Origin of the sequence: Methanospirillum hungatei JF-1 (genome assembly GCF_000013445.1) — an archaeon.
Lineage (GTDB): Archaea > Halobacteriota > Methanomicrobia > Methanomicrobiales > Methanospirillaceae > Methanospirillum > Methanospirillum hungatei.
On the sequence record NC_007796.1, the window covers coordinates 1,449,089 to 1,471,117 of the forward strand.

Below are 22,029 nucleotides of genomic sequence, written 5' to 3' on the forward strand. Positions count from 1 at the left end.
GAAAATCATTCGAGGAGTAAAAAAGTATAATGAGCACTCAAGGATTTCGGATAGTTATTACCGGAAAAGGGGGCGTTGGAAAGACCACGATAACCTCACTCCTCTCTCATCTTTTCGCAGGAAGAGGATATTCTGTATTAGCGGTTGATGAAGATCCCCAGATGAACCTCCCCTATGCTATCGGGGTTTCTCCCGAAGATGCTGAATCGATTGTTCCGCTCTCAAAAAACCTGGATTATATAGAGGAGAAGACCGGGGCCAGACCTGATTCCGGATATGGTCTCATGTTCTCCCTCAACCCGGATGTTTCAGATGTAGTTGAGCGGTTTGGAATGAAAGGCCCGAACGGTGTCAACATCCTGGTCATGGGAACCGTAGTAAAAGCTGCTACCGGGTGCCTTTGTCCGGAGAACACCCTGCTTGACGCAGTTATGAGACATATCAATCTTCGGGAGGGGGAGATAATTCTCATGGATACCCAGGCAGGGGTTGAGCATTTTGGCCGGGCCATTGCAAAAGGCTTTAATCAGGCAATTCTGGTTGCAGATCCAACATTTAATGCGGTCCAGGTTGTAAAACATGCAGCAGAACTTGCCAGAGAGCTGGAGATAAGGGATATCCATCTTGTCATAAACCGGGTTAGATCCCCAGGAGATATCACAAAAGTAACCAGGATGCTTGCCGGCCATGAAGAACTGTTCTCTGGAAAATATTACATTCCGTACGATGAGATGATGTCATTATTTGATCCGGATGTACGGCCAATACTCGATGAACCGTCAGAGTTTGTGGATGGAGTCAGGGAATTGATGATGTCACTTGAGATGCATGGGCTATTGAGAGCGTGAAGAACGACCGATGAGTGAGTTCATAATTTTATCTTTTCTCCGGATAAGATGCCAAATTTAATACCTAATAATACACTATATTTCATATCACATGTCTGCACTCTCACCTTCTGAAGATATTCGATCGGTTACTGATCTGAAACGTCATACCCGGGAGATCCTGGATCATATTCATACAACTGGTCGGCCAGTTTTCCTTACCGTCAATGGCCGGGCAGATTCTGTATTGCTAGATGTAAAAGAGTATGAAAAATTAATTCATGCCGGGAATATTGCCAGATTACTTGCATCTGCAGAACAGGATGTAGAACAAGGAAAAACCAGATCGTTTCATACCTTTATCCAAGAGTTCAAGCGTGATAACGCCATTTGAGATAGAAATTACAGAATCAGCAGAGGAGGATCTAGAGAGTATCTCTTTGAATCTCCGGAAGGGTTTCGGCCCCCTGATGACCTGATTCGTGAGTTCCTGAACTTCCGGATTCTTGATTTCTTCAATAAAGAGTTCCATATCTGCATGCCCGTCCCGTGAACCTATCCGGATTGGGAACAGAACATATCTTCCGGTTTCATCGTCATCAATCTCATCAAAAACTTCCTGAATCTCTTCAGAAGACATCATATACTCAGATAATCGGATAATTTCCTCCTCCTGCAGATCAATGATATATCTGGTGTCAAAGGTGCAATTATCCAGAGCTTCTGCTATCTCATCGATTGAAAGATGAACGACTCGTTGATTAACATCATTATCTTTGACCATCGAATTCCCCATTATCCCCAAATAAGATATCAGCAAAATATCCGGAATTCAGACTGTGCTTATAACTTTAGATGTGTTATTTGATAAACGTCCCATTCTGGTATTCGGTAAATGCCTGATCCACCTCTTCCTTTGTGTTCATGACAATCGGTCCTCCCCAGGCAATTGGTTCTCCTATTGGCTTTCCAGAGATCCACAAAAACCGACAGCCGTCTTCCCCGGATGTAAGATCAAGGACAGTTCCCGGAGCCAGGAGTGCAAGATTCCGGTTTTTCAAAAAGACCGGATCTCCAACCCCTACCGTGCATCTCCCTTCAAACACGTACATGATTCCGGTAAAACCAGGCCGGGCCTGATGATAAAACTTCGAATTCGCTGGGACTGACACGTCAAGATATTCCGGATCCACGATGATCTCACGAACCGGACCAGTTAATCGTCCATATGTACCTGCGATCACCCGGACTTTCGAACCATTCTCAAGAGTATCCACCGGGATCATATCGGGAGATATCTCCTGGTATCGGGGCACATGATATTTTTGCGACCGGGGAAGGTTGACCCAGAGCTGAAATCCTCCCATCTTTCCATCAACTGGCTTTGGCATCTCCTGGTGAATAATCCCTGAACCAGCCGTCATCCACTGAACCGCTCCTGCTCCAACTATTCCGGAATTTCCTATACTATCGCCGTGCTCAACCTTTCCTTCGAGCATGTAGGTAACCGTTTCAATGCCCCGGTGGGGGTGCCAGGGAAAGCCTTTCAGGTAATCAGCCGGAGAATCCCCCCTGAAATCATCAAGCATCAGAAATGGATCAAAACGGGGTATCTCATGGTATCCAAAGGCTCGATGCAGCCTGACCCCGGCTCCTTCGATAGTCTCACGTGCAATAAGAATCTCCTTCACCGGCTGATTTAACCCCATAAATCATAATCAACGTGAGACTTAATAAATACCAATGAAACGTAATGATTTTTATATTTTGTTAAGTTTTCAAAAGAGTATTGAGATGTCATGATGTGTTACCTGTAAAGGCTACCGGTTTTTACGCCCATACGGACAGACATACAAACATAATCCACAAACGGGTTCTTCCTGGTGTTCTTTCATATTCTGGAAATACTGGTCACAAAGAGCAGCAGCATACCTGACCTCTCGTGATTCTCCTTCCCTGAAAGGCTCACCGGTAAATGCCTGAACCGGACAGATATCAACACAGGCCTGACATTTCCCACATTGCTCATCCATCGGCTTTGAAACTGCCGGAAAAGGGGCATCGGTCAGAACACTCCCCCACCTGACTCGTGGTCCGTGTTCAGGGGTGATAAGCATACAACTCTTTCCAATCCAACCAAAACCTGCCTGCCGTGCTGCAAGTTTATGTGAAAATATTGAGCATATTCTCTCATTATCAAACCGTAATGATGCAGGGACAGGGAAAGCAGAAAATCCGTTCTTCTGGATAATATCTGCAACCCTGGAAGTAAGAATATCAAGACGGGTATTTATGACCTGATATGCATGATGGGAATAAATGCTCTTTGCTCCCTGTATATCAGAGGTAACCAAATTAACAACAGAATCCTGGAGCACTATTCCAAATACTATCGCTTTTGAATATGAGCGGACAAAATCACCACCCTGCCTATACACTTCATCATGGACCTGAGTAAGATCGGCAACTCCTAAATATTCTGTTCCATGATTCCTGCAAAGAGACTGGATCTCTTCAAAACAATTATTCATATTATCTGCCTGTAGCAATTTTTCTACCGTGGGTGGTATTTCAGTATAAAACCAGCGGTGATCACCTGGTCAGAATGTATATTAGATTTAAGGATTTTTTTGTGTCCGCAGTGAAAAAAAGGTAATTTCTCTTGTAAGGAACTCTGATAAAATTTAAGTCATTGAACAACGAGAGGTCTCTCATGGGAGCAAAACGAAGCTTTACGATTTATCTGGTCCTCTTCAGTCTTCTCGTATGTTCAGGAGTTTCTGCTATAGGAATCAGCACATTACTGGAAGGAAACGAGAAATTCGTAAACGGGACATTTACCGAAGAAAAGGAACAATTTGAACAATTACTTTCAGGACAAAGTCCGCACACACTCATTATCAGTTGCAGTGATTCACGCAGTGCACCGGAAATGATTTTTTCAAGCGGTCCTGGAGAACTCTTTGTTCACCGGAACATAGGTAATATCGTAGCGCCGGATGACTGGAGCCTTGCTACAGTGCTTGAGTACGGAATAAAACATCTGGGCATAGATACGATTGTCGTTATGGGTCATGAGAAATGCGGAGCAATGAAGGCTCTCGGGACCGGTGGAGGAGACGGTGATTCATTTGTTCCCGGATGGCTTGCAAATTCCGCTCCTGCTCTTTCAAGTCTTTTGGCAAGAAGCGAAAAGCCAGATTCAGGTGAAGATTTAGATTCATGGCTGCGTGAACTGGAAAAAGAAAATATCCGACTGCAGCTTGAACATCTGAAAACTAATCCGGACGTAAGTCTGGGACTTCGTAACGGAAACCTGCAAATAATCGGACTATATTGGAATATGACTTCAGGAAAAGTTGAACAGATTGGATAATTTGAGTGTAAAGGTATAGATATCCTGCAAATATCACTTGAATTATTTCCAAAAAAAGATTCGGATCATGGCTTGTACCTTAATCCTGCCAGTTCCCCTTCTCCGGTCATGTATACCCAATATCCATGATAAGGAAGCAGCATCCGGTTATCTGAATATTCACCGGTCCCGCCGTTCATAATTATAGTACCATACTGCTGTCTGAACTCATCAAACGGAACACAATATCTCCAGAGATCCTGAACAGATAGCAGGCTGTCCCGGCCGAATATGAAATAGTTCAGGAAAATCCGATCTAATTCCATCCCTTCCCAAGAGAAACAACTGGTAGAACCTGAACAGGATATGGATCAAACTGAACTGGAACATGGTTGCAGCCATAGAATAAATCCAAGATTCTTCAAAAGGGCCAAAAACATATGAACCCTCAGTAATTTTTAGTCGGGTGGAGAAAATCGCGAACAATGGCAGGAATTCCTGCATCATACACCGGGCAAATAATTCCTACACGGCCAGAGGGGGCTGTAATTGCCTTATCAGTTTTCATCTGTGAAACAACAGAGATGAGTTCTGCATCTTCAATTTTTTCAGAGATTTTTCTGGCGACAGAGAGAGAATTCCCATTTCCGGTAAAATAATAGAGGGTAGTCTTCATAGATTATTCCATGCGGATTTGATATCGGCAACGATGGTATCAATAGCAGCATTGTCAGTGGAGGTATTCCTGTCGAGGACAGCAGTATTCGATATCACAAGACCCTTCTCTTTCATCCGGGCAATAAAGGGGACTAATGCCTCATTGCCACTTTGTGCACTTTTACAGGTCAGGATTCCATAACTCTTTTTCCCCTGGCATCCTGTCAGGCTTTCAATAGCACCATTGATAACCGGGGTTGGTTTTCCCGCCCAGACCGGTGACGCGATGATGACCATATCATAGCCGGTAACATCAATTTTTTCTGGTCTGACTTTATCAGCAAGGCCCTTCATAGCCCGAAAACATCCTTTTGGAACCACCATCAGGCTTGAATATTCTTTTTCCGGAGTCACCTCAATGGGATCTCCAGATAGCTCTTCACCAATCTTTTCAGCAACTCTGCGGGTAACACCAGAGTGTGAGTGATAAATTATTATCGATTTCATATTTCCACCATTTCCATTGTTCATACTGAACAGAATGTTACCACTGTGAAACAGGCATGGTAGCATAATCCCAGCGTTTTCCTTTCTTTCCCGTGATCCAAAGTTAGCATCAGGTTAGACACGAAGATCACTAAAGCATATAATTAATTGCTTATATTCTTATATTAGGTTTTTGTTCTTGTAATCCAAACAAAAAAGAGAGATCAGTTATATTCTTTTCATATAACCTATTTTATGAGTAATAAATGTCTGAATTTGTATCCCTGCTTACTAGTGAAATCGGTGAAATCGCAGTAATCCCCATCAGTGCCCTGAATAATACCGGCCTAGAACATCTGAACCCATTTCTGGCACCAGGGAACACGGTCATATTTCTTGGCTCTTCCGGAGTTGGAAAATCAACGCTTATCAATACCCTCAACGGAACATCTGTTCAGAAAACGGAGGATATCAGAGAAGACGATGGAAAGGAAAGGCATACCACGATGGTCAGGCATCTGGTTTCTCTCCCTTCAGGAAGCTGTCTGATTGATACGCCTGGGATGCGGGAGATCCGAATCTGGACTGCTGAAGAGTCTGTTCAGGATGCATTTGAAGACATTGCAAAGTTTTCACAGAGATGCAGGTTTTCAGACTGTGCCCATGAACAGGAACCAGGATGTGCAGTCAGAAAAGCCGTTGAAGAGGGAGAGAGATCCGCTGGTCGTCTGGAGCGATACAAAAAATTGCTGAAAGAAGCAGCATTTGAGAGAGGAAATGCAGAGATAGGGCTAAAACGGTTTGAAAAGATCAGATACAAAGGAATCAGTCAACTCGCGAATGAATATCGGGAGAAGAAAAAATGGGATGCATACCGGTAATACCTGACATAGCCGAACTCTCCGGTCCAGGATAGAACTGATCAACTAAAAAAACAAATTCATTCAATTCTTCTGCTACCTAAAATGATAGGATGACGATCGATTGGTTCAATACATTCAGGCCTTCATAAGGAGAACATAGTCAGACATATGGACATACATACATAATTCTTGTAATCCGGATGCTATTGATAGTATAATGGCAACCGGCCATATGGGTTTGTCTTAAAACAACTCTTCTTTTCTGGTGATCAGAGTACACACTCATATAGATATGGAATGCCAGGCTGGATACTTCCCGCGGATTGGCGAAAACATTATCATTTTATCGGATGAGAATGATATTCAGAGGAGGTTATTGAGATGAAAACAATTTTTCTTGTTGCCCTTGCAACGATTATTCTCCTGTGCAGCTCATCTATGGTTACTGCAGAAGAAAAACCCGGTATAGATATTCTCACTCAAAACTCATGGAATGGATCCTGGGCATCTGATGAATACTCACTTCTTATTCTTCAGAATGGTTCATTCATCGCTGGCAGTTATACGCCGGATAACATTACTGCCCGTGATCCTGGTCTGCTCAAAGGAACCTTATCAGAAGACGGATGTACCTTTTCAGGAATCTGGTCTGAAGCAGGCACTGTTTCTTTGATTCTTGCCGATGATGGAGAGTCATTTTCCGGCACAGGAACGGTGAACCAGGAGGGGCTTATGGAAGAGCCCTTCACCTATACGATACATGGAACCAGAGAAGGAACGAGACAAGATGTGAATAACACCTGGACAGGAACATGGAAAACCGGGAGTAAAACATATAATCTTACGCAGAATGGAACCGCACTCTCCGGCTCATATATACCGTTTGACCTTGATTCTGACGAACCCGGACTGATTGACGGAGTCATATCTGAAGATGGAAAAATAATGAACGGGACATGGATTGAAACGGGTAAATTTTCGTTTATTATGAGTGATGACGGTCTGACATTTAATGGAACATATACAACAGAACTCACCGAACAGGCTGTTACAGATAGCTGGAATGGAATAAAAATTTAATTTTTCCTAACCCATCTTACTATCTTTTCTGTATTTACCTTTGGGAACATCGATCTCAAACCGGCATCCTGTACCATACTGTCCATTTTCGATAATTGTAATATCAGACATTGCAAGGATCTCTCGTGTCAGAAACAGACCATATCCGGTATTCTTACCAAAACCTCTTTCAAAGATATACTTTTTCTGATCATCCAAAATCCCGGTTCCATCATCCTCTACCGTGATAAGAAAACCGGTACTGGTCTCGGTTCCACGAACTTCAATATATGTCAGATCTCCCCCATGACGGATTGCATTTTCAATAAGATTATAGCAGACCTTCTCAAAAAGGGGATCACATAAAATTGAAACCCCGGCTACATTCACACGAACCTGCACGTCTCCCGTATCAATCTGGTGAGCAACCCGTCTGAACACCTCTCCGATATCCTGCCACTCAGGTAATTTCAGTCCGAGTTCCTGGTATGTCTTTGAAAAGGCAACAAATTGTTCAATTTCAGTCAATGAGCGCCTAATACGATCAATATAGTCCTTCTGTTCCTGGTGTAACTCATTATCATCCAGGAAGGATAGGAATGCTTTTGAGATCATAATCTTATTCAGGATATCGTGCCGGGTAATTCCGGATAAAAGGTTTAACTTTTTATTTGCAACCAGTAGTGCTTCTTCTGCCTGCTTATGAGAGGTGATATCTCTTACCGACTCTATTGCACCGACAACATTCCCATTCTTATCATACAAAGGGGCAGCGATAACAGAAATATATGCCATCTTTCCCTTAATTTCAACCCAAAGACTTGTTGATAACAGATCTTCAGACCTGTTGATTGCCGGGTATAAACCATCATAAGATAACTCAGGATGTAATGCATAGTCTATGAGCAGGGGCCTTTTCTCTGAATATATTGCATATGAGTATTGGAAATCCCCTTTACCAATCATGGACCCCGAGTCATACCCAGTAAACTTCTCCATTGCACGGTTCCAGAAGAGAATGACCCCATTCTTATCGATGACAAAGGTAGGATCTGGGAGGAGTTCAAGGATCATCTCTACCCGTGAATAGGCATCACGAAGAGCTTCCTTTTCTGCAAAAGAGATGATTGCCTGACGTTCAATGGTGATATCACGGATGTGGACCAGACTTAAGATGTCACCATCTTCGGTGACCTTGGTTACTCGGATATTCAGATATTGCTCAGCATTATCTTTGGTTCGTGATATTGTTCGGCTTTCATATCCATCCGAACCGGCGTTCATTGAAGATTCAATCATCTGGGCAATAGTCTTGCCAATTTCATCGAATAAACCAGTAATTTCTCTTCCAGAAACTATGTTACCGGACAGAGAAAACATCTCTTCAGCTGCATGATTCATCTCAAGAAGTGTATATCCTTTACAGAGGATGATCGCATCTACAGAGGCCTGAAAGAGACTCATGTATCGCTCTTCACTGGCTTTCAACGATGAAAACATGGTCTTTAACTGATCAGCCATAAATTTGAAGGAATGTGAAAGTTCACCAAGTTCGTCTTTTCGGTTAATATCAGTCCAAGAGGAGAAATCACCATCAGCAAGGGCTTTTGCGGACTTGTTCATCGCAAGAACAGGACGGGTAATGTACCGTGCAAGGAGAATACAGAGGATAATTGTTCCAAGAAGGGAACCTAATAAAATCAGCAGGGTAGTCTTATTGTGAGCTTCAATACTCCCCATGAAATCAGATTCAGGAATGACAACCACAATAAGCCAGTCAAGCCCATATGAGTCTTGGTATGGAGATAACTCAACACGCAACGGACCCGATTCAAAATCACAAATAAATTGTTTTCTGGTCGAAATATTGGTACTATTTTCCATATGATGACTGATAAAATACGTCACTTTCTGAATGACCGGATCAGTACATTCAGCAGCATAGAGACGAACCAGCTCGCCATTAACCTGATGATAAGGTTCTTTGATGGTTGAAGCTGCAATTATCTGACCATTTTTATCTATAATGAACGCCTGCCCGTTTTCAGAGATCTTGATCTGCTGCAGGAAGTCTCCAATCCCACTCAATGTCAGGGATGTGTCCATGACTCCTATGAGAGTTTCCTGATCAGAATATGCAGGAGTAACAGCATCGATACTGACCACTCCTTCAAGCCACATATAAATCGGTGTCCATGCCGGACCCCCTGCCCTGACTGCTGCCTGATACCACGGTCTGGTCCGGGGATCATAATCAGGTATTGTCAGTGTCTTTTCCCCTAGACTTCCATCAGGTAACAGGCGGTACTCTATAAAGGAATGATTTGTCAGTGAGTTTGAAACGCCGTAAAACCGCTCGGTTCCGTTTACCAATCCAGGGGCACCTACCTTTGAAATGATGGTATAATTGCCATCCTGCTGATTAGCATAGCATACTGCTTCAATCGTATCAAATCGAAATGATAACTCTCTGAAATACGAGATCAGGTCGGAATTTTTATGGACATGTATATGCCCGAGCCTGATACTGTCAAGACAAAGTTGGTTTACCAGATGAGGGGTTTTGAGATATTCATTCAATTGATCGGTTATCCGATCAGAGACCTCACCCTGAACCTGTCCGGCCAGTTCATTAACAGCGAACTGACTGGCCTGAAATGAAAAAAATCCGGTGATACAGATAGCAAGGAAAACTATGAGTGCAAAACTAATGGTGAGGACGGTTTGTAATTTAAATCTTCCAATAAAATGACTGCTTTTTTGAAACACCGTTTCTTCGGACTCATTAACTGAAGAATCAGAAGAACCTTCTTTTGGAATCTCGTGAGAGTTCATGTATCAGGTAGGTAAAGATCTATCATTCAAAGTATAATAGGATAAATATATCCATCTTATCCTGGCTATGGAGTAAAATAAGATTGAACTGAGAGATTTGCCCAATTTATCACAGAAGTAAAATTAAAAAAAATGACCGGATTTATCTAAATATCATTTCCCTCAATATTTTTAAGAGGCATTGACCATGTCGGTATGAATCACCAAAACTTTTAATGGTATTCCAACCGAATCCAGAATCAGGTGAAGTACTGCTATGACAACACAACTCATAGAATATTTTAACAAGTCACCACGGATCGGAGTACTAAGTACGGCAGATAAATCAGGCCATGTTGATTCTGGTATTTTTGGATCACCCCGGATGACTGATGAGAAAACGGTGATCATGGGACTTTCAAATAACCGGACACTTGCGAATCTGCAGCAAAATCCCCATGCAGTCTACCTGATCATTGAACCGGGAACAACAATTACTGACTGGAAAGGGATTCGAGTTTACCTGGTTGCATTACAGATTGCAACCTCCGGAGGGGATTTGGATGCGTTTAAAAGTCAAATCGCTGAGGTGATAGGGAAAGAATCTGCAGATATGATGGTAGCACTGGTAACTTTTGAGGTCACTGGAGTCCGGCCGATAGTAGACATGGGTCAGGGATGGGAACAATCAATATAGTTTCTCTTACGGACTTCCTTCAAAACCGGCTATTCAATCCCAATTTAGAGAGATCATTTTTCATAAAACCCTTCAGGGACCGATCCTGTACCAGTTCATGCATGCTCTTGCAAATGGAACATTCATGGTCTTTTACCTCTCCGGAGCGATTACACTCCTCTGCACAGGGATATTTTTCCGGTTTAATAGGGCACAACAGAAATGTCAAAAAGGATCAAATCATGAAGATTGATTACTCATCGGAAAAAAAGGAGACTGTTTTTAGATCTCACCGTTCAGGTATTTCGAAATACCAGGGACCCATCCTTTTCATCCACAATGATCTCTTTCTCTTTCGTAACCTCTCCGGCAAGTATCATCTTCGAGAGTTCATTGAGCAGGTTTCTCTGGATAACCCGTTTGATGGGACGTGCTCCGAACAGGGGATCAAACCCGAGGTTTGCTATATGACCGATTGCTTTCTCTGTGACGGTGAACCTGACATCATTCTTCTCAAGCATCTTCCTGACGATATCAAGCTGCAGTTTGACGACCGTACGAATCTCATCCATGGTCAGTGGCCTGAACATGATGACTTCATCAATCCGATTCAGAAACTCCGGACGAATCGTCTTCTTGAGAAGATCAAACACCAGGTCTTTGGTCTGATCATAGATCTCCTCCCTGTTTTTGTCAGTGACATGTTCCAGGTTTTCCTGGATGATATGTGACCCGATGTTTGAGGTCATAATGATGATGGTATTCTTAAAGTCTACCGTCCGCCCCTTATTGTCAGTCAGTCGGCCGTCGTCCAGAACCTGAAGCAGGATATTAAAGACATCCGGATGGGCCTTCTCTATCTCGTCAAGTAATACCACAGAGTAGGGTTTTCTCCGGACCGCTTCAGTCAGCTGACCCGATTCCTCATATCCGACATATCCAGGCGGAGCACCAACCAGCCTGGAAACCGTGTGCCGTTCCTGGTACTCGGACATATCAATCCTGACCATGCTGTTCTCATTATTGAAGAGAAATTCTGCAAGGGCTTTAGCTAGTTCTGTCTTCCCGACACCGGTTGTTCCGAGGAAGATGAATGATCCGATTGGCCGCTTTGAATCTGACAGACCTGCACGGCTCCGGCGTATGGCATCAGATACCGCCCGGATAGCTTCATCCTGACCGACAACACGCTTATGAAGTTCTGCCTCCAGGGTGAGGAGTTTTTGTTTCTCACTCTGCAGCATCCTGCTAACCGGAATGCCGGTCCACCTGGAAACCACTTCGGCTATCTCTTCTGCATCCACCTCTTCATTGACCATGGCCGAATCTTTCTGCAGGTCGGTCAGTTGTTGCTTCAGACCCTCGATGATCTTTTCTTTCTCAGGGATCCGGCCATATCTGATCTCAGCAACCTTTCCGAGGTCTCCGGCCCGGTTGGCACTTTCTGCCTCAAATTTGAGATCTTCTATCTGATTTTTCAGCAACTGTATCTGTTCGACAATATCCTTCTCTGACTGCCATTTTGCCTTCAGCCGGTTCCGCTCCTCGGTAAGATTTCCAATCTCCTCATTGAGAGCATCAAGTTTAACCTGATCCTTTTCCCGTTTAATGGCTTCCCGCTCTATCTCCAGTTGCCTGATCTTCCGCTCAATTATCTCAAGTTCTTCAGGAACGGAGTTTATCTCAAGCCGGAGTTTTGACGCTGCTTCATCGATCAGGTCAATCGCCTTGTCAGGGAGGAACCGGTCGGAGATATACCGCTGCGAGAGTTCAACGGCTGCAATTATGGCTTCATCCTTGATCCGGACATGATGATGTGTCTCGTATTTTTCCTTGATACCACGGAGGATGGATATCGCATCCAGGGTATCAGGCTCGTTTACCATCACCGGCTGGAACCGTCGTTCCAAGGCCTTATCTTTCTCAAAGTACTTCTGGTATTCCTTTAAGGTCGTTGCACCAATGACATGCAGTTCTCCCCTGGAAAGAGCGGGCTTTAAGATATTGGCGGCATCCATTGCCCCTTCACCAGCCCCGGCACCGACAAGGGTATGAATCTCATCAATGAAGAGGATGATTTCGCCGTCTGATGAGACAACCTCTTTTACCACACTCTTGAGTCGTTCCTCAAATTCTCCCTTGTATTTCGCTCCTGCAATCAGGGCACCCATGTCAAGGGAGAAGATCTGCTTCGTCTTCAGGTTATCAGGAACATCACCGTCAATAATCCGGTGTGCAAGACCTTCTGCAATTGCAGTCTTTCCAACACCAGGCTCACCGATCAGTATCGGATTATTCTTTGTTCTCCGTGATAGGATCTGTAAGACCCTTCTGATCTCATCATCCCGGCCAATGACCGGATCAAGTTTTCCGGAGAATGCAAGTTCATTCAGATTCCGTGCAAACTGATTTAAGGCATTATAGGTCTCTTCTGCAGTCTGGCTGCTAACTGTGGACCCTTTCCTCAAAATTCGGATAGCCTCTTTCAGATCCTTTTCAGTCACGCCAAATTCTTTGAGCAGTCGCGAAGTTGGCTCATTCACCGAGAGAATACCGAGAAGGAGATGTTCAATCGAGACGAAATCATCCTTCAATTCCTGGGCATATCCACTCGCTTTCTGGAGGGCTTTTGATGAATCGTGTGAAAGGTACTGTTCCCCTCCAGTAATTTTTGGTAATGCCTCAATATTTCGATCCAGAACCTGGTTTAACCGGTCAAGATTGACATTGAGTTTTTTGAGGAGGTAGGGGATGACATTCTCATCTACAATAAGCATCCCTTTGAGAATATGAGCAGGTTCTATCGCCTGGTTCTGTTTACCAGCAGCGATATCCATCGCTTTCTGAATTGCTTCCTGTGATTTGAGTGTAAAATTGTTGAAGTTCATAATCATGATCTCTTTGTTATTGATTTGTAATTCTATATATAGTTATTGTAAGCCATTCATATTTTTTCTAAAGAGAACGGATCCACTAAATATCATAAAATAGGGTACATTTTCAAAAAAACCCAAAATATTGATATAAAGGTTTTTTTATGAAGGGGAGTAGGATAGGTACAACCAACTCTCAGTTCTCTTCAGATTCTGTGATTTTCATAAACCGGGTAAACTGGTAGACCTCTGGTATCCTCCCTTTCTCCCAATTCTTCCATTTCCATCGCAAAAGGATGTATGACCTCAAATATTGGAGATAAGGACAAATAGCTAGTAAAGACGGACATTAATAGATACATTGATAAACGTCCGGATTATCACTAGTTATCCATACCCACAATATTAATATTATCAATCTCCATAAGGATAAAGTAAGGGACATCTCATGGGGAAAAACCCTAAGAAAATACTCATTATCGATGACGAAGCGGTATTCAGAGAGGCAATGACACGAGCGCTGACCTCTTGCGGGTATCGGTGTGTTCCAGAGGAAGATCCAGCGAAAGGGATAATGAGACTGAAACGAGAACCATATGATCTGGTTCTCCTTGATATCATGATGGACCCTGTTGATGGATGGGATACCTTAGCTCATCTCCGAACTTTCTCAAATGGCAGAGAAACACCTGTTATAATGGCATCGGCGAAAAAACTCAATATCGACGAGGTCATCAGGTATGGTGAATATCTTGCAGGTTTTGTCGAAAAACCATTTGTAGATACAGAATTCTGTGATGCAATAGATGAATTCTTTGACTGGTATGATCCCCTTATAGCAAACGCAAATGCTGCACGATTACAGGGCGTCTCTCCGGATATATGTACTTCCTGGATTCGTGTTGGGAGGCAGATAAAAGCAATCACCCAGATGTTGGAATATGTGAATCCATCCTGCATACCTGACGAGTCAATGTCAGAAGATGAATGTATGGACCGGCGGATGGCCCAGGTTAGGGAGATATTAGAAAGAAAGAGGAGAGAGCGAGACAATATAAAAATTCTCTATCCGGTTTTTTCTATTTAGGTACATGGTTTTTCCAGATGAGTATCATCAAATAATTAGATTAGAATTTTTCTCTCTTTAAGGAGAGGAGGGAAGGGGAATCCCTTCAATCCCAAAGAAGGTCAACCTACCCATATTATCTGAAGAAGTACATAACCGGCCATCATCCAACTTTAACTCGAAAGTTCCAGGTGGGGCTACTTCTCGGATATAATCTTCCATGACGACACAATTTTCGCATCCTTCTGCTTTTTCATCCTCATCAGGTTTCAAAGTACCCCTGTACCAGGGTTTTCCATTCCAATACAATGTATATGGAATGCTGCCAGACTCATCAGGTTTCATTGCCACGGTACTTATTTTAAATACCTCTGAATAATCCATTTGAGAGGTTTTTGCATGAACTTCCTGAATCGTGCAGCAATCTTTACATGGCTCTTTTTCTCCTGCCAGGACTGCTATCTTATAGACAGGTTCAGTTCTTTTAGGTTTAACTTCCCCACCTGTATCTGGAACCTCAACTACCTGGTCTTCATATCCATCTTCATGTTCAAAGGTTAGGAGATATTTCCCTGGATCTACTCCAGTTATCAGTAAGGGAGTCAATCCTTGGGGTTCTCCATTAATGTATACCTCAATATTTTCAGGCTGTTCCAAGAGGTTGATCGAACCATTCACAATTTCTATTGATTCAATTTGGGATGGTTCTTCAGGAATTTTGCTTAATAATCCTTCATCCGGATTTGGAGTAATTATTGGCTGAATTTCTGGAGTGACCTCTTCGGTAGGTTCAGGAGTCAACGTAGGCTCTGGAGTGACCTCTTCGGTAGGTTCAGGAGTCATCGTAGGCTCTGGAGTGACCTCTTCGGTAGGTTCAGGAGTCAACGTAGGCTCTGGAGTGACCTCTTCGGTAGGTTCAGGAGTCAACGTAGGCTCTGGAGTGACCTCTTCGGTAGGTTCAGGAGTCAACGTAGGCTCTGGAGTGACCTCTTCGGTAGGTTCAGGAGTCATCGTAGGCTCTGGAGTGACCTCTTCGGTAGGTTCAGGAGTCATCGTAGGCTCTGGAGTGACCTCTTCGGTAGGTTCAGGAGTCATCGTAGGCTCTGGAGTGACCTCTTCGGTAGGTTCAGGAGTCATCGTAGGCTCTGGAGTGACCTCTTCGGTAGGTTCAGGAGTCATCGTAGGCTCTGGAGTGACCTCTTCGGTAGGTTCAGGAGTCATCGTAGGCTCTGGAGTGACCTCTTCGGTAGGTTCAGGAGTCAACGTAGGCTCTGGAGTGACCTCTTCGGTAGGTTCAGGAGTCAACGTAGGCTCTGGAGTGACCTCTTCGGTAGGTTCAGGAGTCATCGTAGGCTCTGGAGTGACCTCTTCGGTAGGTTCAGGAGTCAACGTAGGCTCTGGAGTGACCTCTTCGGTAGGTTCAGGAGTCAACGTAGGCTCTGGAGTGACCTCTTCGGTAGGTTCAGGAGTCAACGTAGGCTCTGGAGTGACCTCTTCGGTAGGTTCAGGAGTCATCGTAGGCTCTGGAGTGACCTCTTCGGTAGGTTCAGGAGTCATCGTAGGCTCTGGAGTGACCTCTTCGGTAGGTTCAGGAGTCATCGTAGGCTCTGGAGTGTCCTCTTCGGTAGGTTCAGGAGTCATCGTAGGCTCTGGAGTGACCTCTTCGGTAGGTTCAGGAGTCAACGTAGGCTCAGGGGTGACTTCTTCACCTAACTCTGGAGTGACTGTTGGCTCTGGAGTAACTTCTTCTGTAGATTCAGGAGTCAACGTAGGCTCAGGGGTGACTTCTTCACCTAACTCCGGAGTAACCGTGGGTTCAGGAGTAATCTCTTCGCCTAACTCCGGAGTGACCGTGGGTTCAGCAGTAACCTCTTTACCGAATTCCGGAGTGACTGTCGGTTCAACAGTGACCTCTTCGGTGGGTTCGGGACTGACCGTAGGTTCAGGGGTGACTTCTTCACCTAACTCTGGAGTGACTGTCGGTTCAGCAGTAACCTCTTTACCGAATTCCGGAGTGACTGTCGGTTCAACAGTGACCTCTTCGGTGGGTTCGGGACTGACCGTAGGTTCAGGAGTAATCTCTTCGCCTACTTCAGGAGTGACTGTTGGCTCAGGAGTAAACTCTTCACCGATTTCGGGAGTGACCGTGGGTTCAGCAGTAACCTCTTCACCTACTTCAGGAGTGACCGTGGGTTCAGCAGTAACCTCTTCACCTACTTCAGGAGTGACCGTGGGTTCAGCAGTAACCTCTTCACCTACTTCAGGAGTGACTGTTGGCTCAGGAGTAAACTCTTTACCGATTTCGGGAGTGACCGTGGGTTCAGCAGTAACCTCTTCACCTAACTCGGGAGTGACTGTTGGTTCAGGAGTAACCTCTTCGCCTAACTCCGGAGTGACCGTAGGTTCAGGGGTAACCTCTTCGCCTAACTCCGGAGTGACCGTAGGTTCAGGGGTAACCTCTTCGCCTAACTCCGGAGTGACTGTCGGTTCAGGGGTAACTTCTTCACCATACTCCGGAGTAACCGTAGGTTCAGGGGTAACCTCTTCGCCTAACTCCGGAGTGACCGTAGGTTCAGGGGTAACCTCTTCGCCTAACTCCGGAGTGACTGTCGGTTCAGGGGTAACTTCTTCACCATACTCCGGAGTAACCGTAGGTTCAGGGGTGACTTCTTCACCTAACTCCGGAGTAACTGTCGGTTCAGGGGTGACCTCTTCGCCTAACTCCGGAGTAACTGTCGGTTCAGGGGTGACCTCTTCGCCTAACTCCGGAGTGACTGTCGGTTCAGGGGTGACTTCTTCACCTAACTCCGGAGTGACCGTGGGTTCAGGAGTAACTTCTTCACCTAACTCTGGAGTAACCGTAGGTTCGGGGGTAACTTCTTCACCTAACTCCGGAGTCACTGTCGGTTCAGGGGTGACCTCTTCGCCTACTTCAGGAGTCACTGTCGGTTCAGGGGTGACCTCTTCGCCTACTTCAGGAGTGACTGTTGGCTCAGGAGTAACCTCTTCACCGAATTCAGGAGTGACTGTTGGCTCAGGGGTGACTTCTTCGCCTAACTCTGAAGTGACCGTAGGTTCAGGGGTGACTTCTTCGCCTAATTCAGGAGTGACTGTTGGCTCAGGGGTGACTTCTTCGCCTAATTCAGGAGTGACTGTTGGCTCAGGAGTATCCTCTTCACCGATTACGGGAGTGACCGTAGGTTCAGGGGTGACTTCTTCGCCTACTTCAGGAGTGACTGTTGGCTCAGGAGTATCCTCTTCACCGATTACGGGAGTGACCGTAGGTTCAGGGGTGACCTCTTCGCCTACTTCAGGAGTGACTGTTGGCTCAGGAGTAACCTCTTCACCGAATTCAGGAGTGACTGTTGGCTCAGGGGTGACTTCTTCGCCTAACTCTGAAGTGACCGTAGGTTCAGGGGTGACTTCTTCGCCTAATTCAGGAGTGACTGTTGGCTCAGGAGTAACCACTTCACCGAATTCAGGAGTGACTGTTGGCTCAGGGGTGACTTCTTCGCCTAACTCTGGAGTGACCGTAGGTTCAGGGGTGACTTCTTCGCCTACTTCAGGAGTGACTGTTGGCTCAGGAGTATCCTCTTCACCGATTACGGGAGTGACCGTAGGTTCAGGGGTGACTTCTTCACCTAAATCCGGAGTGACCGTAGGTTCAGGGGTGACTTCTTCACCATACTCTGGAGTGACTGTCGGTTCAGGGGTGACTTCTTCACCATACTCTGGAGTGACTGTCGGTTCGGGGGTGACTTCTTCACCATACTCTGGAGTGACTGTCGGTTCGGGGGTGACTTCTTCACCGAATTCAGGAGTGACTGTTGGTTCAGGGGTAACATCTTCGCCTAACTCCGGAGTGACCGTAGGTTCAACAGTGACCTCTTCGCCTACTTCAGGAGTGACCGTAGGTTCAACAGTGACCTCTTCGCTGAGTTCAGGAGTCAACATAGGCTCTGGAGTAACTTCTTCGCCTACTTCAGGAGTGACTGTCGGTTCAGGAGTAACTTCTTCGCCAAATTCCGGAGTAACTGTCGGTTCGGGGGTAACTTCTTCACCGATTTCAGGAGTAACCGTAGGCTCAGGGGTGACTACTTCGCCTAATTCATGAATGACCGCGGGCGTACTAGTAACGGTGGGCATTACAGTCGGAGTGGCAGTCCTCTGACTGTTGACATTAGCATTGTCATTCAATTTCCCGGAATTGCCAGTAGTGATTACGGGAGTAGAGGTTGGAGACACAGTGGCTACAACAACTGGTGTTGGAAGAGTGACCACGGGTGTACTTGTAACGGTGGGCATTACAGTCGGAGTGGCAGTCCTTTGACTGTTGACATTGGCTTTGTCATTCAATTTCCCGGAATTGCCAGTAGTGATTACGGGAGTAGAGGTTGGAGACACAGTGGCTACAACAACTGGTGTTGTAGGAGTGACCACGGGTGTACTTGTAACGGTGGGCATTACAGTCGGAGTGGCAGTCCTCTGACTGTTGATATTGGCTTTGTCATTCAATTTCCCGGAATTGCCAGTAGTGATTACGGGAGTAGAGGTTGGAGACACAGTGGCTACAACAACTGGTGTTGTAGGAGTGACCACGGGTGTACTTGTAACGGTGGGCATTACAGTCGGAGTGGCAGTCCTCTGACTGTTGACATTGGCTTTGTCATTCAATTTCCCGGAATTGCCAGTAGTGATTACGGGAGTAGAGGTTGGAGACACAGTGGCTACAACAACTGGTGTTGTAGTTGTGACCACTGGAATGACAGTTACAACTGGCTCGACACTGGAGGTCTTTTCAGATTCTGGTTTCTCTTTCTTGTCCTTATCTGGCAGTAAAACCTGAGCACCGGGCTTAATTCCAGTTGTACCGTCATAATTCGGAGTGGCAAGAGTTGCACCTTCATCAGTGATCTCCTGAGAACCGGAAGGAGTAGTGACCTGGGCTCCTTTCTTCTCCTTATCTTCCTCAGTCTCCTGAACGGTAACAGGAGTCGGAGTGACATCAGGACTAATAGTTACAACTGGCTCGACACTTGATGACTTATCAGATTCTGGTTTCTCTTTCTTATCCTTATCGGGCAGTAAAACCTGAGCACCAGGCTTGGTACCGGTTGTGCCGTCATAATTCGGAGTGGTAAGAGTTGTACCTTCATCAGTGATCTCCTGAGAACCGGAAGGAGTAGTAACCTGGGCACCTTTTTTCTCCTTCTCTTCCTCTGTCTCCTGATCAGGGACAATAATCGGGGTGGCTTCGGGACTGACAGTTACAACTGGCTCGACATCGGAAGCCTTTTCAGATTCTGGTTTCTCTTTCTTGTCCTTATCTGGCAGTAAAACCTGAGCACCAGGCTTGGTACCGGTTGTGCCGTCATAATTCGGAGTGGTAAGAGTTGTACCTTCATCAGTGATCTCCTGAGAACCGGAAGGAGTAGTAACCTGGGCACCTTTCTTCTCCTTCTCTTCCTCAGTCTCCTGAACAGGGATTATAGTTGACGTGGGCTCAGGACTAACAGTTACAACTGGCTCGATATCCGAAGTCTTTTCGGATTCTGGTTTCTCTTTCTTGTCCTTATCTGGAAGTAAAACCTGTGCACCAGGCTTGGTACCGGTTGTACCATCATAATTCGGGGTAGCAAGAGTTGTACCTTCATCGGTGATCTCCTGAGAACCGGAAGGAGTAGTGACCTGGGCGCCTTTCTTCTCCTTATCTTCCTCAGTCTCCTGAACAGGGATTATAGTTGACGTGGGCTCAGGACTAACAGTTACAACTGGCTCGATATCCGAAGTCTTTTCGGATTCTGGTTTCTCTTTCTTGTCCTTATCTGGAAGTAAAACCTGTGCACCAGGCTTGGTACCGGTTGTACCATCATAATTCGGGGTAGCAAGAGTTGTACCTTCATCGGTGATCTCCTGAGAACCGGAAGGAGTAGTGACCTGGGCGCCTTTCTTCTCCTTCTCTTCCTCAGTCTCCTGAATAGGGACAGTAGTCGGGGTGACTTCAGGACTGACAGTTACAACAGGCTCGACATCAGAAGTCTTTTCTGTTTCTGGTTTCTCTTTCTTGTCCTTATTGGGCAGTAAAACCTGAGCACCAGGCTTAGTCCCGGTTATGCCGTCATAATTGGGGGTGGCAAGAGTTTGACCTTCATCGCTGATCTCCTGAGAACCGGAAGGAGTAGTAACCTGGGCACCTTTCTTCTCCTTATCTTCCTCTGTCTCCTGAACAGGGACAGTAGTCGGGGTGACTTCGGGAATGACCGTTACAACAGGTTCTACCTCGGAAATCTTTTCGGATTCTGGTTTCTCTTTCTTATCCTTATCGGGCAGTAAAACCTGAGCACCGGGCTTAGTACCGGTTGCACCATCATAATTCGGGGTAGCTAGAGTTGGACCTTCATCGGTTATCTCCTGAGAACCGGAAGGAGTAGTAACCTGGGCACCTTTCTTTTCTATTTCACTTACAGGCTCTTCAACCTGAAGCATGAACGGAGAAATTCCGCTTTGAAACTCTTCTTCCAGTATTGAGAGAGATTCGCCAAAAATTGCTCCATTGGCTGTTGAAAATTCAAAGTTATCCTGCTCTATTTCATTTTCACTCTTTTCAACAATCAAAACCGGCTCAATCGTCGATAGAGCTTCTATTACAGGGGGACCCTCTTCGGATGCCAGTCCTTCTCCAAATATCGCCCCATTCGCAGTAGAGAGCTCAAAATCAATATCGAAATCAGCCCATGAACCAAAAAAATCCTCTTCAACAGACTCAATGGAAGAAATTGATTCAAATTCCAGCAATCCTTCTTCCTCATTCAGTCCGACCCCATAAACTGCACCATTAGCAAGAGAGATTTCATACTCAAGATTTTCTACAGGAGCAGTATCAGTTTCCGGAGCGGGTTCTGTTTCTGGAGAAGGAACTGGTTCATCCCAGTCGAGAGATTCGGAAATATCTATCTCCTCCCAATCGACTGGTTCTTCAAACTCTTCCTCTATTAATTCATTCCAATCAAATTGACCTTCAGGTTCTATTGGTTCGGGCGTAGGAACATCAGTAAAATTATCAGCACATGCATAACTACCGATTAATAAAAATAAGAATATTAATAGCGGACCTGATAATTTGTAATAATTTATTTTCATTTTGGTCACCCCTTCCGTTTCCTTTGCCATCATCCTATTTGTCTATTCATTTCTGTAGAACTTACTTCGAATAAAAAAATTATCATTTTCACACGATATGACCATGGGATAGAGAGATTTCATGATACAAGGTTGGTCATGGATGGAAAAACAAGAGGATGAAATCTCATAAACTTTCGATAACTGTTAGTAGGCTATCAATCCATAAATACA

16 protein-coding genes are annotated in these 22,029 nt (G+C 45.1%); 7 read left to right on the forward strand and 9 right to left on the reverse strand.

The window, feature by feature from the left end; translation table 11 throughout:
• Positions 1 to 29 precede the first annotated feature (29 nt).
• Positions 30 to 848 carry an AAA family ATPase gene (locus MHUN_RS06710; protein ID WP_011448296.1) on the forward strand — a complete coding sequence of 273 codons (819 nt, stop codon included), beginning with the start codon at positions 30 to 32 and terminating at the stop codon, positions 846 to 848.
• A gap of 91 nt (positions 849 to 939) precedes the next feature.
• Positions 940 to 1,221, forward strand: coding sequence for a type II toxin-antitoxin system Phd/YefM family antitoxin (locus MHUN_RS19985; RefSeq protein WP_011448297.1), 282 nt, complete (start codon positions 940 to 942; stop codon positions 1,219 to 1,221).
• On the opposite strand, the gene MHUN_RS06715 is transcribed toward MHUN_RS19985, so the two are convergent.
• The 3 genes from MHUN_RS06715 to MHUN_RS06725 form a co-directional block, all read right to left on the reverse strand.
• A complete protein-coding gene (locus MHUN_RS06715; protein ID WP_011448298.1) occupies positions 1,129 to 1,611 on the reverse strand; it encodes a UPF0158 family protein in 483 nt (160 codons plus the stop codon). The two genes, MHUN_RS19985 and MHUN_RS06715, sit on opposite strands and share 93 nt — an antisense overlap.
• Before the next feature lie 76 nt (positions 1,612 to 1,687).
• Positions 1,688 to 2,536 carry a pirin family protein gene (locus MHUN_RS06720; protein ID WP_011448299.1) on the reverse strand — a complete coding sequence of 283 codons (849 nt, stop codon included), beginning with the start codon at positions 2,534 to 2,536 and terminating at the stop codon, positions 1,688 to 1,690.
• 111 nt (positions 2,537 to 2,647) lie between these two features.
• Entirely contained in the window at positions 2,648 to 3,358 is a 711-nt protein-coding gene (locus tag MHUN_RS06725; RefSeq protein WP_011448300.1) for a 4Fe-4S double cluster binding domain-containing protein, read from the reverse strand.
• 182 nt (positions 3,359 to 3,540) lie between these two features.
• Here MHUN_RS06725 and MHUN_RS06730 point away from each other — a divergent pair, with 182 nt between their 5' ends.
• The gene (locus MHUN_RS06730; RefSeq protein ID WP_011448301.1) at positions 3,541 to 4,203 is read left to right on the forward strand and encodes a carbonic anhydrase; all 663 of its coding nucleotides are present in this window, start codon (positions 3,541 to 3,543) and stop codon (positions 4,201 to 4,203) included.
• 65 nt (positions 4,204 to 4,268) lie between these two features.
• Here MHUN_RS06730 and MHUN_RS06735 read toward each other — a convergent pair whose 3' ends face one another.
• From MHUN_RS06735 to MHUN_RS17360, 3 genes are all read right to left on the reverse strand, one after another.
• Positions 4,269 to 4,508, reverse strand: coding sequence for a hypothetical protein (locus tag MHUN_RS06735; protein ID WP_011448302.1), 240 nt, complete (start codon positions 4,506 to 4,508; stop codon positions 4,269 to 4,271).
• A gap of 122 nt (positions 4,509 to 4,630) precedes the next feature.
• Complete coding sequence (locus MHUN_RS06740; RefSeq protein WP_011448303.1) at positions 4,631 to 4,858, reverse strand: flavodoxin family protein; 228 nt, start codon at positions 4,856 to 4,858, stop codon at positions 4,631 to 4,633.
• A complete protein-coding gene (locus MHUN_RS17360) occupies positions 4,855 to 5,346 on the reverse strand; it encodes a flavodoxin family protein (RefSeq protein WP_011448304.1) in 492 nt (163 codons plus the stop codon). The genes MHUN_RS06740 and MHUN_RS17360 overlap by 4 nt, the downstream gene beginning before the upstream one ends.
• A gap of 245 nt (positions 5,347 to 5,591) precedes the next feature.
• Here MHUN_RS17360 and rsgA point away from each other — a divergent pair, with 245 nt between their 5' ends.
• Both rsgA and MHUN_RS06755 read left to right on the forward strand, forming a co-directional pair.
• Positions 5,592 to 6,206 (forward strand): ribosome small subunit-dependent GTPase A, encoded by a 615-nt coding sequence (gene rsgA, locus MHUN_RS06750; protein ID WP_011448305.1) that lies wholly within the window; start codon positions 5,592 to 5,594, stop codon positions 6,204 to 6,206.
• A 363-nt stretch (positions 6,207 to 6,569) separates the two neighbouring features.
• Positions 6,570 to 7,268: a hypothetical protein gene (locus tag MHUN_RS06755; RefSeq protein WP_011448306.1), complete on the forward strand. Its 699-nt coding sequence runs from the start codon at positions 6,570 to 6,572 to the stop codon at positions 7,266 to 7,268.
• Between the two features lie 6 nt (positions 7,269 to 7,274).
• Here MHUN_RS06755 and MHUN_RS06760 read toward each other — a convergent pair whose 3' ends face one another.
• Positions 7,275 to 10,082: a PAS domain S-box protein gene (locus MHUN_RS06760; RefSeq protein WP_011448307.1), complete on the reverse strand. Its 2,808-nt coding sequence runs from the start codon at positions 10,080 to 10,082 to the stop codon at positions 7,275 to 7,277.
• A gap of 256 nt (positions 10,083 to 10,338) precedes the next feature.
• Here MHUN_RS06760 and MHUN_RS06765 point away from each other — a divergent pair, with 256 nt between their 5' ends.
• The gene (locus MHUN_RS06765; RefSeq protein ID WP_011448308.1) at positions 10,339 to 10,758 is read left to right on the forward strand and encodes a pyridoxamine 5'-phosphate oxidase family protein; all 420 of its coding nucleotides are present in this window, start codon (positions 10,339 to 10,341) and stop codon (positions 10,756 to 10,758) included.
• A 275-nt stretch (positions 10,759 to 11,033) separates the two neighbouring features.
• Here MHUN_RS06765 and clpB read toward each other — a convergent pair whose 3' ends face one another.
• Positions 11,034 to 13,625 (reverse strand): ATP-dependent chaperone ClpB, encoded by a 2,592-nt coding sequence (clpB, locus tag MHUN_RS06770; protein ID WP_048067344.1) that lies wholly within the window; start codon positions 13,623 to 13,625, stop codon positions 11,034 to 11,036.
• A gap of 433 nt (positions 13,626 to 14,058) precedes the next feature.
• Here clpB and MHUN_RS17365 point away from each other — a divergent pair, with 433 nt between their 5' ends.
• Positions 14,059 to 14,697: a response regulator gene (locus MHUN_RS17365; protein ID WP_011448310.1), complete on the forward strand. Its 639-nt coding sequence runs from the start codon at positions 14,059 to 14,061 to the stop codon at positions 14,695 to 14,697.
• Positions 14,698 to 14,754: 57 nt separating this feature from the next.
• Here MHUN_RS17365 and MHUN_RS06780 read toward each other — a convergent pair whose 3' ends face one another.
• Positions 14,755 to 21,816, reverse strand: a complete 7,062-nt coding sequence (locus MHUN_RS06780; protein ID WP_011448311.1) for a mucin 2 — start codon at positions 21,814 to 21,816, stop codon at positions 14,755 to 14,757.
• Positions 21,817 to 22,029: the final 213 nt, after the last annotated feature.

Excerpts from the sequence above, each read along its gene's own strand:
- MHUN_RS06740 (WP_011448303.1), bottom strand. The coding sequence starts at position 4,858 with ATGAAGACTACCCTCTATTATTTTACCGGAAATGGGAATTCTCTCTCT.
- MHUN_RS06760 (WP_011448307.1), bottom strand. The coding sequence starts at position 10,082 with ATGAACTCTCACGAGATTCCAAAAGAAGGTTCTTCTGATTCTTCAGTT.
- MHUN_RS17365 (WP_011448310.1), top strand. The coding sequence starts at position 14,059 with ATGGGGAAAAACCCTAAGAAAATACTCATTATCGATGACGAAGCGGTA.
- MHUN_RS06720 (WP_011448299.1), bottom strand. The coding sequence starts at position 2,536 with ATGGGGTTAAATCAGCCGGTGAAGGAGATTCTTATTGCACGTGAGACT.
- MHUN_RS06765 (WP_011448308.1), top strand. The coding sequence starts at position 10,339 with ATGACAACACAACTCATAGAATATTTTAACAAGTCACCACGGATCGGA.
- MHUN_RS06780 (WP_011448311.1), bottom strand. The coding sequence starts at position 21,816 with ATGAAAATAAATTATTACAAATTATCAGGTCCGCTATTAATATTCTTA.
- MHUN_RS06725 (WP_011448300.1), bottom strand. The coding sequence starts at position 3,358 with ATGAATAATTGTTTTGAAGAGATCCAGTCTCTTTGCAGGAATCATGGA.
- MHUN_RS06730 (WP_011448301.1), top strand. The coding sequence starts at position 3,541 with ATGGGAGCAAAACGAAGCTTTACGATTTATCTGGTCCTCTTCAGTCTT.
- MHUN_RS17360 (WP_011448304.1), bottom strand. The coding sequence starts at position 5,346 with ATGAAATCGATAATAATTTATCACTCACACTCTGGTGTTACCCGCAGA.
- clpB (WP_048067344.1), bottom strand. The coding sequence starts at position 13,625 with ATGAACTTCAACAATTTTACACTCAAATCACAGGAAGCAATTCAGAAA.
- MHUN_RS19985 (WP_011448297.1), top strand. The coding sequence starts at position 940 with ATGTCTGCACTCTCACCTTCTGAAGATATTCGATCGGTTACTGATCTG.
- MHUN_RS06710 (WP_011448296.1), top strand. The coding sequence starts at position 30 with ATGAGCACTCAAGGATTTCGGATAGTTATTACCGGAAAAGGGGGCGTT.
- MHUN_RS06715 (WP_011448298.1), bottom strand. The coding sequence starts at position 1,611 with ATGGTCAAAGATAATGATGTTAATCAACGAGTCGTTCATCTTTCAATC.
- rsgA (WP_011448305.1), top strand. The coding sequence starts at position 5,592 with ATGTCTGAATTTGTATCCCTGCTTACTAGTGAAATCGGTGAAATCGCA.
- MHUN_RS06755 (WP_011448306.1), top strand. The coding sequence starts at position 6,570 with ATGAAAACAATTTTTCTTGTTGCCCTTGCAACGATTATTCTCCTGTGC.
- MHUN_RS06735 (WP_011448302.1), bottom strand. The coding sequence starts at position 4,508 with ATGGAATTAGATCGGATTTTCCTGAACTATTTCATATTCGGCCGGGAC.